This window comes from Domibacillus robiginosus (assembly GCF_000966195.1).
In the GTDB taxonomy this organism is placed as follows: Bacteria; Bacillota; Bacilli; order Bacillales; family Domibacillaceae; genus Domibacillus; species Domibacillus robiginosus.
Window position 1 is genome coordinate 38,756 of record NZ_LAHL01000028.1, and the last position, 16,078, is coordinate 54,833.

Sequence of the window (16,078 nt, forward strand, 5' to 3'; positions counted from 1 at the left end):
TAGTACATTATATTCAAAGGAACTTGGTAAAAAGATTAGAGTCCACTAGGTTTATTTGTCATGGCTAAAATCTCTCACTCAGTCTTGCCTGCTCTACCTTATGTAAATGACCTTCTTATCTTAAACAGTTACTCACAAAAACATAAAAAAAGTGTTTGACTAATCGTAAGAAAAAAGGCTATGGCCATATTCGCGAAAAAGTAACGGAAGCAGAACTAAACCATTTTATCGAGGAGCACAAAGATCAATACCCTGTTCAGAAAATGTGCGAAGTACTGGCCGTGCCAAGAAGCAGTTACTATGATTCCTTTGAAAAAACAAAGTCAAAGCTTGAACAGGAAAACCAGGAACTTACAAAGGAGATCCAACGGATTCACCTGGAAAGCAAGGCGCGTTATGGGGCTCCAAAAATCCACAAAACCTTATTAAACAACGGTTTTTGTCTAAGCCTGAAGCGTGTTCAGCGCTTAATGAGAAAGGCTGGGGTCCGTTCGATTACCAAGAAGAAATACCGTCCCTCCCCCTCAAAAGAAAAGGTTGTGCAGCTGGATAATCTCTTAAAACGAGACTTTTCTACCTGCACGATCAATGAGAAGTGGGTGGCGGATATTACGTATATTCCTACGGTAAGAGACGGCTGGTGCTATCTGGCCTCTGTATTGGATCTGCATTCGAAAGAATTGTTGGCTATTCTTTTTCCCGTTCTATGACTTCGGAATTGGTGATCGAGGCACTTCAAAACGCCTGTTTTTCTCAAAAGCCCCAAAGGGGCTTAATTCTTCATACCGATCTTGGCTCACAGTACACCAGCAGTGAGTTTACTCAGCATATCCAAAAACATGGAATTAAGCATTCTTTCAGCCAGAAAGGCTGTCCTTATGATAATGCCTGCATAGAGTCGTTTCAGGCCATATTAAAGAAAGAAGAAGTTTATCATACGCAGTACACAGACTACTCAGCTGCAAAGCTGGCTATATTCCAGTTTATAGAAGGCTGGTATAACCGAAACAGAATCCACTGCGGCATCGGCTATCAAACACCACAAGCTGTTGAAGACCAGGCTAGAAGATCTGCTTAAGACTTAACTTATTTGTGTCCAAATTATTGACTCAAATCCATGGGATAATTACCGTTTTGTTTAGGCTATAAAGTTTATTTCTAAATTAAATAATTTTGTGTTCATTTAACGTTTGTCCTTCACTAAATAACGTTGACAAGATAACAACACGAGAATATTGTGGAATTAAAGTTGCCTAAAGGCAAAAAATTATGCCTATAACAAAAAGATTGGAGGAATCCTTATGACAGATCAGAATCAGATGACTAATTTGTACCTGGCCCAGATAGCTCAAAAATTTCTGATACAAAAAGTGGGGATTAAAGGAGACATAAAAAGGCGTTTACTAGATCTTGGTTTTGTCCCCGGCTCTGTCGTAGAAGTATTAAAAGCAAGTCCATTAGGTGACCCCATATCTTACAGAGTGGCTGGAACAGTCATTGCTTTACGAAAAGAAGAGAGTCAATTACTATTCGGCGAGGTGATCGAATCATGAAAGAATATACCATTGCTCTGGCAGGCAACCCGAATACAGGTAAAAGCACACTATTCAATGCACTGACGGGTCTAAAGCAGCATACCGGAAATTGGGCTGGAAAAACTGTAACCCTTGCTTCTGGTTATTATCGCTATAAGAACATTCCGTTTAAAATTGTCGATCTTCCCGGTACGTATTCTTTGTTCTCAAATTCGGAGGATGAAGAAGTTGCAAGAGATTACATTGTGTTTGGGAAGCCTGATGTCACTTTACTTGTGCTGGATGCTACTTCTTTAGAAAGAAGTCTTAACCTAGCACTTCAGGTGTTAGAAATGACAGATCAGGTGCTGATCTGCTTAAATTTGATGGATGAAGCGAAAAAGAAAGGCTTAAAAATCAATGCAAAACAGTTATCAAAAAATCTTGGTGTTCCCGTTATCCCGATTTCAGCAAGGAATCGAGAAGGTTTTGAACTCTTATCAGATACGTTGCTAAAAATGTGTTCAGGAACAATAAAAACGAAGCCTTACAAAATGAAGTATGGAGAAGAAATGGAAGTGAAAATAACAAAGCTCGAAAAGGAATTGATCGAGATTTTGGGTCCTGATCATCCTGTCCGCTGGCTCGCAATACGGTTTTTAGATGGAGATTCAAAATTGATTGCTGCACTGAAAAATAAGCTGGTATCCAATGGTAAAGGGGGAGGAACACATGAGTCAACAAGAACGCCTGGACGCTCTGGCGGCGGCCACTCCTGCTGAAGAATTAGACCATATACGCGAAAGTATTGTCAGCAACTTGTTTCAAAAATCGCGGGAACTCTGCAGCAAATCGGTTGTCATCCAGGATAAAAGCCAGTTGCATAAATCGGAAAAGCTGGATCATATTTTCACGTCGAAAATTTGGGGTTTCCCGATTATGCTGGGCTTACTGGGAATGGTCTTTTACCTGACAATAGCCGGTGCCAATGTCCCTTCCACCATGCTGGCCAACTTTTTCGGCTGGGTGGAAGGCTATATTACCCTTGCATTCACAGCTTTAAATGCCCCTGAATGGCTGCATGGTGTCTTAATATTGGGATTATACCGGGGGACTTCGTGGGTTGTCAGTGTGATGCTGCCACCAATGGCGATCTTTTTCCCAGTATTCGCCCTTTTAGAGAATTACGGTTATTTACCGCGAGTCGCTTTTAATTTGGATCGTCTGTTTAAAAAGTCTGGTGCCCATGGAAAACAGTCGTTAACGATGGCCATGGGATTCGGCTGCAATGCAGCTGCCATTATGTCAACGCGTATTATTGAATCTCCACGAGAGCGTATGCTCGCCATTTTAACGAATAACTTTGTTCCATGTAATGGACGCTGGCCCACGCTTATTTTACTCGCTTCTCTGTTTATGGCGGTTGGCTTTACCGGCGGGATGCATACACTCGTAACTGCTTTTGTTGTCATGGGAATGGTATTATTCGGTGTAGTCATTACTCTGCTTGTATCGCTGGGGCTGTCTAAAACCGTACTCAAAGGCACTCCATCCCACTATACATTAGAGCTGCCGCCCTACCGGAAGCCTAAAATGCTGAATACCATCCTTCGTGCTTCCTTAGACAAAACGATTTATGTACTAAGAAGGGCTGTAAAAGTAGCTGCACCAGCCGGGGTTCTCACATGGATGCTTGCCAATATTTATATTGGGGATACTAGTGTACTGCTTCATTTCGTGCAATTTCTTGATCCGTTTGGGCAATTACTTGGATTGGACGGATTTATTTTAATGGCCTTTATAATCGGGATGCCTGCTAACGAAATTGTCCTGCCTATTCTCTTGATGGGCTACCTTTCAACAGGTGCCTTAACAGAAGTAGAGGACATGGCCGCGTTAAAGCAGATCTTTTTAGATAACGGATGGACCTGGCTGACAGCATTAAATATGATGCTGTTCTCCCTTCTCCACTTCCCGTGCGGAACAACATTGGTCAATATCTTTAAAGAAACGAAAAGCTGGAAGTGGACATTCGTTGCATTTGCAATTCCAACTGTTATTGCGGTCGCAGTCACGTTTACACTTGCACAAATTGTACGAGGATTTGGCTGGTTGTAATAAGATTTAAACAAAATAGCCGAAAAGAAAATGATTTCTTTTCGGCTTTTCATAACTGATCAAAATCGTTGATTTCTACATTAATAACCAGGATATATTCAATCAATATTTTAATTTTTCTATTATTAAAAAAGGATATTAGGTGTTAAAATAAAAACCTTTCTTACGGTAGTCTTTTTAAAGTGTTGGAGCAACCACTCTCCATGCATCTTATGCAAAATATATTACAAACAAGTTCTCAATTAAAGATCGATATTTATATTTTTTGCTTTTTCAATACTCTCGCCAGTGCTGTTCACAAGATCACTTGTTAGAATTTCAATTGATTTAATAGTATCAGTGTTGCTTAGAACAAAACCCATAATGCCTTTTTTAATACTACCTCCTTGTAATTCTCCCGTTAATTCTTCCAGGTAAATGTCATCTTCCCATGTTTTTTGCTCCCCGCTACTTGTCTTAACAAAAGCCACCGGCGCGAACTTTACGTCTTCATTAGATATATTGTTCACTTCTATTCCTACTTTAACAAAGTCAAACTCTTCTTCGTCAGTGTAGGCATGGAAAAAATCAATCATCCTGTAATCGGGAACATAATGCATCACTTTTACGTCTTTTATAGTCATTTCAACAGCACCAACATTTACTGTTTTGTTCACGTTTTTATATGATTTTAATGTAAGCTCCCCTTTATCGTCGGTGACGGTTTCTCCTACTGTCACCAGGTTAAGGTCATCCGTTATTTGCGGATTGGGAACATATACATCTTTCTTTACGTTTTGACCTGATGTTTCCGCTTCGGTACCTGTTTCTACTTGCTCTTCAAGAACTGAAGTCTCTTCAGTGTCTGTTGATGAACAGCCTGCCAGAACAAACAGTAAAGTCAGGATAAATAATCTTTTCAAAGGAATTCCCCTAACATTTCAGCATAATCAAAGCACCCGCTGCTTTTAGAAAGCAGCGGGGCTCTGATTATGCTGAATTTCACTTTTTATTTTTTGCTTTTTCTAAAAGATCAAAGATAATCTTAGCATTGTCTGTATTATCGATTTGTCCCGCAAATCGTTCTTTGTAAGGCCCATACGCATATACATTTACATCTTCACCAGTGTGTCCGCCCGTTGTCCAGCCTGTTTTGGATCGCTCATTAAAGATTGCTTCAATCGCATTGTCAATATCAGTGACTTTCTTAGCCGCTGCGGCATCTTTAACAGATTGAACTTCTTCTTCTGTTAAGGATAATAGGTTTTGATCAATATAGGTTGTTAATGTCTGTTCAACATCGGCGCCTTTCGCGATTTCTGCCGCCATAAAGTCCGGTGTACGTTTGGCTGCTTTAATTGGATCGGCGAACCAATTGTAGTTTCCATTAGCACCAATTGTGACTCCGCCTGTTGAATGGTCTGCTGTAATTACTACCAACGTCTCTTTGTCTTTTTTCGCAAACTCAATAGCTGCCTTAGCCGCTTTTTCAAAGTCTTGCATTTCGCTCATTGTTCCAACGATATCGTTATCATGTGCAGCCCAGTCTACCTGGCTTCCTTCGACCATTAAGAAGAAGCCGTCCTTGTCTTTGTTTAAGCGCTGGATCGCTGATGATGTCATATCTTGAAGTGATGGAATATCTTCTGTACGGTCAACCATTTTTGGCAGGCCGCCAGGAGCAAACAGTCCAAGAACTTGCTCGTTTTTATCTTTTAAAAGCTGCTCTTTGTTTGTTACATAACTAAATCCGGATTCTTTGAACTCTTCTGTCAGGTTACGGTCAGGGCGAACAAAGTTTAAGGAACCGCCTCCCAGAAGGACGTCAACTTTTTGTTTTCCATTTACTAGTTCATCATAGTAGTCATCGGCAATTGCATTCATGTTTTTACGGTTTTCATCATGGGCACCGAATGATGCTGGTGTCGCATGTGTAATTTCTGAAGTAGCGACCAGACCCGTTGCCTTACCTTTTTCTTTTGCAGTTTCTAATACTGTTTTCACTTCGGATTTGTCGTTATCGACCCCAATAGCTGCATTGTAAGTTTTAATGCCGGCAGACATGGCTGTTGCGGCAGAAGCAGAATCGGTTATATTTTGATCAGGATCTTCTGGATATGTCATCTGTTGTCCAACGAGATACTTATCTAATTCTGTTCTTTCAACAGCAGCCGTTGAAGTGTCATCTTTAAAGTAACGGTAAGCTGAGGTGGAAGCTGGTCCCATCCCATCCCCAATTAAGAAAATAACATTCTTAATTTTTGTATTCTCGCTCTGCTTTTCACGGTTTTTCTCTGAAGCCTGTGCGTCTGCACCTGGAATTGCTGTTCCAGCCAGCGTCCCCAATGCGAGTGTTGATAAAACACAAATTGGAATAAGCTTTTTCGTTAATTTATTTTTTACCATTTACATAACCTCCGAAAGTTAATTTAATATGATAACAAGGCTTACTATAACGGAAAACTGTTAATCCGCTGTTAAAAGTAAGTAAACATATGTTAAAGAGATGTAAATATTCAGAGCTGTTCTATGTAATTAAAAACCATAAAAATAGCTTATTTCTAATGGGATAAAATAACTCTCATTCACCATAGGTTTCTGGGTATATACATTTTCCAGAAGAAGTTTACTATCCTACAAATTTACTCCTTTATGTTAAGAATAAATTTTGTGAAAATGGTAGATTTGATTAATAACGTATGGACTAACAAAGGTGATAACTATATTTTCTTTTTATTTTATTCCCAATTATTCCAGTATAATCTAATGGAAAGTCAATTTAAGAGGAAAATGAAAAAGGACGGATAATCCGATCCTTGAATTAGTTAAAGTCGCTGACATTCCACGTAGTACATATTATTACTGGGAAAAACAATTAAATCGAGAAGATAAATATGTGAGTGTAAAAGAGGTCATTGAGGCCGTTTATCATGAACATAAAGGTTGTTATGGTTACCGCCGTATCCACAAAGAATTAACGAAAAGGCACATTCATCATGACCCAAAGACCATTAATCGCACAATGAATGAGATGGGCTTAAAAAAGTGCGTATGAAAAAATACCGGTCATATCGTAGAAAAGTAGGTAAAATCGCCCCTAATATACTGAATCGCGATTTCCACGCAGACAACATGAATGAAAAATGGGTAACCGATGTAACAGAATTTAACTTATTTGGAGAAAAGCGATTTTTATCTCCTGTTTTGACTTATGTAATGGGGAAATTATTGCGTATAAAGTAATGAAACGTCCTGTTTATTCACTGATTGGAGAGATGTTAAAAGAAGCAGTGAAGCGAAGACAGCCTGAAGATAAGGTCATCCTCCATTCAGATCAAGGTTAGCATTATCAGATGGCCCAATACCCAAAAAAATTAAAAGAATATAGTATTCGTCAAAGCAGTCTCGTAAGGGGAATTGTTTAGACAACGCAGTCATGGAAAATTTCTTTGACTTATTAAAACCGGAACTTCTTTACTTACAAGAGTTTGAGGGTTATGGAACATTTTGAACAAGAATTAGAACAGTATATTTATTATTACAATCACAAACGAATGAAGACAACTTCCAAGACCTGAGTCCGGTATTCTATTGGACTTAAGTCTTGGAAGTTGCCTACACTTTTTTGTCTAACTTGATTGGTTCAGATCAAACCACACAGCTTTTTAGTGATTAAGCACTCTATATTTTAGCTCAAGTTCTCTACAGAAAGGCTATGCCCTGCCTCCTCGTCTACTGTAAATTGTGTTGATATATTTTTTGATAAAATTAGAATTTGAATTTAGCATATAATGATAAAAAATAATATATGTTTTGTCTCCGAATCATAATCTCGCTTTAAACTTGGTTTTTGCCTGCCCGGCTTGCTAAAGACTTATACAGTTCAAGTGAAGATAGCAAAAGAGATTGTTACGATCTTGTCAGTGGTTTTCACAACGTTCTTCGCATTCAAAACGTATCAGAACAACAAGAAAAAAGCTCCGAGGAAAAAGAAATCCTCGAAGCGCCGTAAGCCATATAGCATCTGCAACAGTTAAGGAGATAGCCGCCTTCTTACCTGATTTTATTTTACCACGATTTGAAGCCACTGCTGAAGAAGACCATTTTTGATATTCTTGGGATTGTGTACGAAATGACCGTAAAACATAGACAAGCTGCCTAGTTAAAAAACACGCTCTGTTCGATTTGTTTCATTTCATAGAAGTAGCCTTTTTTATCCATCAATTCCTCAAACGTTCCAATTTCGACAATAGATCCATGATCCATCACAATTATTTGATCCATTTTCTCTAGTCCTGTTAAGCGATGGCTAATGAGAATAACTGTATCGTCTTTTGCTTCTTCAAATAGATGACCAAAAATATGTGCCTCGGTTAATGCATCGATGGATGATGTTGGCTCATCCAATAGCCATAGGGGGGCTTTTTTGAGCAGAGCCCGGGAAATAGCCAGACGCTGTTTTTCTCCACCTGAAAGGTTTTCCCCTTTTTCCAATACTCGATCATTTAAGGAAAAATGCCCAAGCTTCACTTTTCCCAGTACTTCTTCCATTTCTGTATCACTTACTTCATCTTTAGCAAGCAGTAAATTATCTCGTATGGTTCCATAGAAAAAATGATTTTCTTGTAAGACGACATTTGTATTCTCCCAAATACACTCTTGTGAAACATGATTGATGGGATGATTGTTAAAACAAATGCGGCCAGGGTTTACAGTATAAAATTTTAAGAGCAGCTGCAGCAACGTCGATTTTCCAGAACCACTTGGGCCAACTATCGCTGTTTTTGAACCAGCTGGAATCATTAAATTTACACCTGTTAGCGTATTACGTATTTCATCTGGAAAAGCAAAAGTTACATCCTTCACTTCAATAGAAGGAATCCCTTGAATAGATCGTTCTTCGATACTTTCTTGTGATGTCTCCCGTGCAATATCCTTACCGACAACAGCGTTAAGTCTTGATGCTGCTTGCCGGCTCTCTTCTAAATAGCTTGGGAAAGCGGCCATGGAAGTTGTGTTCTCAAAAACGGTCAATGAAATCATAACAAGCATCGCAAGGAAAATGCCATCTAGTTGGCCTTCTGCCACTAAATAGGCTCCAATACTTAGAACAAGTAATGATATAAGGAGCGATATAAACGTATTGGCAGACTGGCTGAACAAGTTATGAATACTTTCACGTTTTTGTTCCTCTAAATAGGTATCTACAGATTGACGCAGTTGTTCTTCTTTTTCTTCTAGTTGTTGGTGTATTTTTAAATCACGAAAGCCATAAAGAAATTCTGTCACTTTGGTAGACAATTCTCCCCGTTTTTGTCTCACCTGTCGATCAACTTTTCTTTGCTTCAAAGCGAAAAAGGCTGGAACGATAAAGGTAGTTAACATCAGGCCAATAAATACTATCAGAGCTACTTCTATTGAAAAAAAGGCTGTGAAAAAAATTGTACATAGAAATACTAAAATTAAAACAACCGGCGGATAAAAAACACGCAGAAAGAAATTCTGTAATGCCTCTACATCACCAACAATTCTGGCAAGAAGATCTCCGCTTCGATACTTTTGAAAAATAGTTGGCGCTAACGGCTCCAACTGCTCATAAAAAGAAACACGCATATTACTTAACATCGTAAATGTTCCTCGATGAGAAAAATAACGTTCCCCATAACGGCTTACTGCCGAGATAATACCCAAAAGCTTTATTGAAGCTACGAGGAGCATCAACGTATAGATCGGGGGTGCTAAAGCAGCTTTGGAAATCAAATACCCACTGGATGCAAATAAACTAACAGCTGTTATCCCAGAGATAAATCCACAGATAATAGAATAGAAAATATCCTTTTTTTCTATTAATAATATCTTGATAACAAATCCTAGGTTCTTCATCTTGCCATCCCTCCTTGTTGAACAGACACCATATTCCGATAAGGTTTTACTTCTTTCAGCAATTCCTCATGTGTACCAGCTGCAAAGAGTTCGCCGTTTTCCAAGAAAATAATCTTGTTAGCATTTTTAATTGTATGAAGCCTGTGGGCAACCGTAATGACTGTGGAAGATTTGGATAATTTTTTGATAGAAGCTTGCAGGATGTGCTCAGTCCGAAGATCAAGTCCCGTGGTCGGCTCATCAAAAAGAATGATAGACGGGCTTTTTAGGAACGCTCTTGCGATGGCTATTCGTTGTTTTTCTCCACCTGAAAGGCCTCTCCCTCCTTCTCCAATAGGTGTATCATAGCCATGCTCAAGTGAAGCTACCCACTCGGAGATTCCAGCCTTTTCAGCAGCTTGTTCTATTTCTACTCTAGTCACATCCACACGACCGCCAACCGCAATGTTTTCCGCAATCGTTCCTGAAAACAAATAAGGATTTTGTGAAATATAACTTAATTGATCGAACCATTCCTTTTCCTTAAAGGTTGACTGCGGTTTCCCATTGATCAGCATTTCTCCCTCTGAAAGTGGGATAAGTCCGGCAATCACATGTAACAGAGTTGATTTCCCTGCGCCCGTTTTACCCACAATCGCTACTTGTTCGCGGGGAAGAATTTCGATACCAATGTTTTTCAATGCAAATGCATCTTGCCCATAAGTAAATCCTGCACCACGTAATTCAATTACGGGTGGCACCTTTCTTTCCACGCTTTCCTCCCCCCATAAAACAGGTTTCTCTGTTTCAGTCAGTTCATCTGCTAGCTTTTTAGCTGCCCCCATACTTCCTCGACCTGTATGGAAAGCACTGCCTAACTCTTTCAATTTTGTATAAAACTCTGGAGCTAATACCAACATAAAAAAGGCAGTGAAAAACGTAACATTTTGAAAAATGATTAATTGAACGGCAAGCTCTAGGGCAACGATTCCCATACTTAGCATCGAAATAAATTCCAATGCCAGAGAATTTTGAAAAGCAATTTTAAGTACTTCCATCGTGGCATCACGAAACTCAAGACTGCTGTTTCGTATAGCTTCTTTTTGTTCTTTCGAACGGCCAAGTAATTTAAGGGTGGTCAGTCCCTGTAATGTATCAAGAAACCCTCCTGAAAAAGCTGCCATTTTATCCAATTGTTTTTCGGATTTGTCTTTTGTTTTGAAACCAATAATGATCATAAAAATCGGAATAAAAGGTGCAGTGATTATAATAATCAATCCTGTGGCTATATGTTGTGTGAAGATAACGATTAGAATGATGAGTGGAATGATGGTAGCTTGAATTACTTGTGGAATATAACTGCTAAAATAACTGTCAATTTCATCTACGGCATCCATCATTACACTTACTTTCTTGCCGGATTGTCCTTGTAATGCTGATTGCATAGGATTATTAGAAAACTTGCGTAAAAGTAATTTTCTAAGATCCCCTTTCACCTTCGAAGCCATTTTCACTCCAGTTCTTCCACTAAGATAATGAAAGACTGTTCTAAAAAAAAGCATAAATAACAATCCGAACAACAGCGGAACAACCTCAGAAAAGGATGCATCTTGTAAAAAAAGTCGATCCACAATTGTGACGATTAAATAACTCTGTCCAATAATGGTCACACCTGAAATGACAGCAAAAATGGCCAAGAGAACCAGCTTGCTTTTTTGTTCTACTGCTAATTCCTTCAGCTTAACCATTGTGTATACCTCCTGAAAACGATCTGACTTAGTGAATTATTTCACATAAATAGGCAAACTGGCAGTAAGCCCCTTCTACATCGAGTTTCACCCCTTAAGAATTCTAGTCAGGGATTACCGCCAGCATGCAGCTTACATCAATAGCAGAAAAGTTCGCCACTGATCTTAAAAGCGTATCTTTATTTTTTTGAAACAGATTTATCTTTTGGTGCTGCCCAGAATGAAACTACTATTGCTGCACCGATCACAATAAACGGAGCTACAAAGATTAGAAAGTCATGTAGCATTCAGCTCAATCCTCTTTTCTCGTTTGATTTTACATTTTTTCTATTTCCTCTTACATAATCCTTGTCAAATAAGAAAAGTTTCAATAATAGATAGATAGAAGGTACTAACAATATCAATCCTAGAATAAACACCACAACAAGAGAAATGGCCATTGCCTCATTTGTAAACCCTTCATAGATCGTTAAATATGGATAAAGCAGGTATGGGTAAAGGGAGATGCCATATGCGAAGAAAGCAAGGGCAAATTGTCCAATTAATAATCCAACTGCAAGTCCATAATTTTTTTTCTTCCAAACGAGCCAAACTGTCCCGATCCACAATAAGAACGATAGCCCAAATATCCACCATAGATCTAAAATTCGTTCAAATTGTCCTGGATTGTGAGAACTTAATTCGTAAATGATGCCTGCTGCAGCGATGATTAAAGGGAAAGCCCAGCACAATGCATATTTTCGCATTAGATTTGTTGCAGCTGTATCACCTGCTTTATTTGCATACCAGCTGAGAAAGACAGCTGCTATATAAAGGACGGCAACAATAGATAAAACGACAATCGACCATGTTAAAGGACTTGTAAACAATGCCCTGTAGTCCAAAATAGGATTACCATCAATTATGGAAATAAATCCACCTTCAGAAATGGCCAGAACTACAGATAATGATGCAGGGATTAATAATCCTGCAATTCCATACATTAAAGCATATCCTTTATGTCCTTTTGACCCATACGTTTCAAATGCATAATACGAACCACGAATGATCATTAATAGTAGAGCGATACTGGCTGGAACAAGAAGAACCGATCCATAATAGAATGCTGTTTTTGGGAAAAATCCGACCATCCCAACAAAGAAGAAAACGAAAAATACATTCGTGACCTCCCAAACTGGAGACAGATACCGCTGGATAATTTTTGTTATTAAATGATGTTTACCAGTAATTATACTGTAAGCATTAAAGAACCCCGCCCCAAAATCGATTGATCCGAGGATGACGTAACCGAATAGAAATGTCCAAAGGACTGAAATCCCCAGTATTTCTAAACTCATGCTGTTTCACCGCCCTTTATCGCTTCCTGTTGTTCAAGCTCTAATTCAACTGGATTTTTCCTAAACATTCGATTAAGCACAACAATGGTTCCAATCCCTAAGATTAAGTACAAACCACCAAAAAGGATCACCATTAATCCAACATAATCACTGGATGTTGCTGCTGCTTCGATTGTCATAATTCCATTAAGTATCCAGGGCTGTCGACCAACTTCAGTCATCCACCAGCCTGCTTCGATAGCAATTACAGATAGAGGGCCTCCAAGAACAATAAGCCAGCGATACCAATTTGATCTTACAAAAGGCCATTTTCGTTTGATTCCTGTCCAATAAACAAGAGACAGGACAACCATGAACATCCCAATAGTAACCATTACGTCGAAAAAGTAATGGATAACAAGTGGAGGCGTTTCTTCTTCGGGAAATTGATCTAATCCGATCACTTCTGACGTTGGACTTCCGCTTGCCAGGATACTGAGTGCATACGGTATCTTGATCTCATATTTGACTTCTCCTTCACCATCCAAAATACCGTACATAAGAAGTGGCGCTCCTTCTTCCGTTTCGAAATGCCATTCGGCTGCAGCTAATTTTTCTGGCTGGTACTCTGCTAAATATTTGCCTGATAAATCTCCAATTAAGGCTGCTGCAATAGAAAATATAAGCCCCATTTTCATAGTTAAATAAAGTGATTTTTTATGATAAACATGGTTGGAGCCTTTTAATAATTTGAAAGCTGCAATGGATGCAAGCAAAAATGCAACGGTCATATAGGCTGTTGCCAGTACATGGGACACTTTCGTCGGCATCGCCGGAGTAAACATAGCTGCAATTGGATTTAGATTTACAAGTTGCCCGTTAACAATATCAAAGCCCTGTGGAGAATTCATAAATGAATTTACCACAGTAATGAAAACAGCTGAGGCTCCTGCACCAAGAACAACAGGGATTAGAAGCAAAAAGTGTTTACGCCGATCTTCAAATCGATCCCACGTATATGCATAAATCCCTAAAAATATAGCTTCAAAGAAGAAAGCAAATACTTCTAAAAATAGAGGCAGTGCTATAACATTTCCTGCCAATTCCATGAAGTTTGGCCAAAGCAATGAAAGCTGAAGCCCCATCGCTGTCCCCGTTACAACACCGACAGCAACCGTCACAACAAAACCACGGGCCCAGCGTTTGGCCAATAAGATATAATGTTCGTCATTTTTCTTGATTCCAACCCAATGAGCAATCATGATCATGAGCGGAACCCCTACCCCTATCGTTGCGTAAATAACGTGAAATGAAAGGGTAATAATTGTTAATACACGGCTACCAAAAACTGGATCATCAAATAACAATGGTCATTCTCCTCCTTTTACTCGATAGCGAACATGCTCAACATTGAGCATAACTTTGTATGTTCAATACTGAGCATAACTTTATATGTTCAGTATTGAGCATATTTTTGCATTATCAATACTGAACATAGCTATCTATGCACTTAGTTAATACTATTATCATGTTGTAAACTTATTATATTCAATATTGTAACTGTAATTGCTCATTAGGGCGTAGATGACTTGTGACAAATTTTCTAAGCGGAACTGACAATTATGTGAACAAGATTATTTATGCAGCCTTTTAGGTGAATAGTGGCAAAGTCATTTGGCGTAAAAGAAAGTAACCATAGAATTTGTTTCACTGTTTGTTTGTAGAACAAATTACGACGTTTGCTAACGGAATCTTAGTTTTGATTACAAGTTATGACTACTTAAAAAAGAAAAAGAGTCATGATTACACACGAGGTAATCATGACCCTTTTTCTTTTTTATTTATTTTGGCTATTGGTTAGTAGTTGACGAAAATATCTATATTCATTTGGTGAACCTCCACCTAAATCAAAGATTTTGATGGAGAGGTTCATTTCTCCCTGCTAATTCTTCCAGGTTTATTTATATTTATTTTGCTACACTATAAAGCGATTCTGTATTGTAGCCTTTTGCTTTATAGTAATCTAGGATTCCAAGGTAAATGGCTTTCGCAGCTGCCGTCTGCCAGTAGTCTGACGTGAGTTTAGCATTGTCCCCTTTGTTTGTGATAAAGCCAAGCTCTGCAAGTGCTGCTGGCATAGTATTCTCACGTAAAACCGCAAAGTTTCCGACTTTCACCTTACGATCATTCAGATCCCATGCAGTCAGCATCCGTGCTTGAATTTTAGAGGCGAGCAATTTGCTGTCTGCCACATAAGGATTATTAGCTGCAGAATAGTAGTACGTTTCTGTACCATTTGCCGCTTCTGAAGCCGAATTATTATGGATGCTCACAAAGACATCTCCGCCTTGATTCTTAGCAAAACTTGTACGCTGTGTTAAAGTAGGGTACGTGTCGCTTGTACGGGTCATGGCTACTTTAAACGGTGTATTTTTAAATAAGCTGTTTACTTTCAGCCCGACAGCCAATGTAACTGTTTTTTCTGAATCGCCAAACCCGCTGGCTCCTGGATCGCTACCGCCATGGCCCGGATCAATGACGATTGTTTGGCCCGAGAGACGTGAATCGGCATCCTCGACTACTGGATTGTTTTGTGAAGAGGTTTCAGTTGAACGCAGGTAATACGTGCTGACAAAACCTGTTTTAGTTCCGGCTTTTACATATGTCCAGCCGCCCACTGTGTGAGCTCCTGCTACCTGTACATTGGCATTAAGCGTTCCTTTGGAAGCAAAGGATGTATTTGGACCCGAGCGAATGTTTAAATCCCCTGTATTGGTCCACAACTTTTTGGAAAAGCTGATCGATATTTTGGTACGAAATTCCGGATTAATAGCACGTGCAAGGAATACTGAAAAGTCGACGCGAGTAATCAGATTATCGGAACCAAATGTTCCATCTTCTAAGCCTCTTGCAATTCCCTGACTCATCAATGCTTTTGTTGCTCCTGACAGGGTTCCGCCAAATGAATAGCCGAACGCTTTCGAGAGCATCACAGCCATTTCACCCCGGGTTACCTGGCCATCAGGCTGAAAACGGCCACCGTCGTAGCCAGATAAAATTCCTTTTTCAACTGCTGACTGGATGTATCCGGACGCAAAATTACCGGAACCAACATCCTTAAAACTTGTCTCACGTTGTTTTCCGTTTAACTGAAGAGCACGTCCAATAAAAACAGCCGCTTCCGCTCGTGTAACAATTTTATCAGAAGCAAAGATCGTAGTCGATGAACCATTGGCAATGCCGCCTTCAGCTAAATAATTTACTTCTTTGGATGCCCGGGAAGGGACATCGGAAAATCCTGCTGCCTGAGCAGTAAAATTTGTTCCGACAAAAGGAATGAGCAGCAACAACGCTAGCAATACATGAAAAACGCCTTTCTTCACTTCTTTTCTCTGCCTCTTTTCTAATTAAAGGTTACTCTGTAACCAAATATATGGATTTTATACTAACACTTCTCTTATTCTACAAAAAAAACTAGTACTTTGGTAGAATAATGTTTAAAATGTAACATTTATGTAACAATAAATAACGGAATTAACCC

11 protein-coding genes and 2 pseudogenes are annotated in these 16,078 nt (G+C 39.2%); 5 read left to right on the top strand and 8 right to left on the bottom strand.

The annotated features are described in order from the left end of the window. Positions 1-170: 170 nt before the first annotated feature. The 4 genes and pseudogenes from VP97_RS24540 to VP97_RS14535 all read left to right on the top strand — a co-directional run. A pseudogene (locus VP97_RS24540) lies at positions 171-1,078 on the top strand (IS3 family transposase); the annotation flags it as partial. 223 nt (positions 1,079-1,301) lie between these two features. Continuing rightward, on the top strand, positions 1,302-1,553 hold the full coding sequence (locus tag VP97_RS14525) for a FeoA family protein (RefSeq protein WP_050182631.1): 252 nt from the start codon (positions 1,302-1,304) through the stop codon (positions 1,551-1,553). After that, the gene (locus VP97_RS14530) at positions 1,550-2,296 is read left to right on the top strand and encodes a FeoB small GTPase domain-containing protein (protein WP_050182632.1); all 747 of its coding nucleotides are present in this window, start codon (positions 1,550-1,552) and stop codon (positions 2,294-2,296) included. Before VP97_RS14525 ends, VP97_RS14530 begins: the two co-directional genes overlap by 4 nt. After that, positions 2,247-3,632, top strand: coding sequence for a nucleoside recognition domain-containing protein (locus VP97_RS14535; RefSeq protein ID WP_050182633.1), 1,386 nt, complete (start codon positions 2,247-2,249; stop codon positions 3,630-3,632). The genes VP97_RS14530 and VP97_RS14535 overlap by 50 nt, the downstream gene beginning before the upstream one ends. A 242-nt stretch (positions 3,633-3,874) precedes the next feature. Here the strand turns inward: VP97_RS14535 and VP97_RS14540 are convergent, their stop codons facing one another. Together VP97_RS14540 and VP97_RS14545 are read right to left on the bottom strand one after the other, a co-directional pair. Further along, entirely contained in the window at positions 3,875-4,534 is a 660-nt protein-coding gene (locus tag VP97_RS14540) for a DUF4352 domain-containing protein (RefSeq protein WP_050182634.1), read from the bottom strand. Positions 4,535-4,613: 79 nt separating this feature from the next. Next, complete coding sequence (locus VP97_RS14545) at positions 4,614-6,017, bottom strand: alkaline phosphatase (protein ID WP_050182635.1); 1,404 nt, start codon at positions 6,015-6,017, stop codon at positions 4,614-4,616. A gap of 403 nt (positions 6,018-6,420) precedes the next feature. On the opposite strand from VP97_RS14545, the pseudogene VP97_RS24545 reads away from it, so the two are divergent. After that, positions 6,421-7,189 (top strand): annotated as a pseudogene (locus tag VP97_RS24545) (IS3 family transposase); the annotation flags it as partial. 580 nt (positions 7,190-7,769) lie between these two features. On the opposite strand, the gene cydC reads toward VP97_RS24545, so the two are convergent. The 6 genes from cydC to VP97_RS14570 all read right to left on the bottom strand — a co-directional run bounded on the left by cydC (position 7,770) and on the right by VP97_RS14570 (position 15,920). Continuing rightward, the gene (gene cydC, locus VP97_RS14550; RefSeq protein WP_050182636.1) at positions 7,770-9,494 is read right to left on the bottom strand and encodes a thiol reductant ABC exporter subunit CydC; all 1,725 of its coding nucleotides are present in this window, start codon (positions 9,492-9,494) and stop codon (positions 7,770-7,772) included. Beyond that, the gene (cydD, locus tag VP97_RS14555; RefSeq protein ID WP_050182637.1) at positions 9,491-11,221 is read right to left on the bottom strand and encodes a thiol reductant ABC exporter subunit CydD; all 1,731 of its coding nucleotides are present in this window, start codon (positions 11,219-11,221) and stop codon (positions 9,491-9,493) included. Before cydD ends, cydC begins: the two co-directional genes overlap by 4 nt. 179 nt (positions 11,222-11,400) lie before the next feature. After that, positions 11,401-11,508, bottom strand: coding sequence for a cytochrome bd oxidase small subunit CydS family protein (gene cydS, locus VP97_RS24945; RefSeq protein WP_425388475.1), 108 nt, complete (start codon positions 11,506-11,508; stop codon positions 11,401-11,403). Beyond that, positions 11,509-12,558, bottom strand: a complete 1,050-nt coding sequence (locus tag VP97_RS14560) for a cytochrome d ubiquinol oxidase subunit II (protein ID WP_050182638.1) — start codon at positions 12,556-12,558, stop codon at positions 11,509-11,511. Next, on the bottom strand, positions 12,555-13,904 hold the full coding sequence (locus tag VP97_RS14565) for a cytochrome ubiquinol oxidase subunit I (protein ID WP_050182639.1): 1,350 nt from the start codon (positions 13,902-13,904) through the stop codon (positions 12,555-12,557). The genes VP97_RS14560 and VP97_RS14565 overlap by 4 nt, the downstream gene beginning before the upstream one ends. A 600-nt stretch (positions 13,905-14,504) precedes the next feature. Then, the gene (locus tag VP97_RS14570; RefSeq protein WP_050182640.1) at positions 14,505-15,920 is read right to left on the bottom strand and encodes an N-acetylmuramoyl-L-alanine amidase; all 1,416 of its coding nucleotides are present in this window, start codon (positions 15,918-15,920) and stop codon (positions 14,505-14,507) included. Positions 15,921-16,078 lie beyond the last annotated feature (158 nt).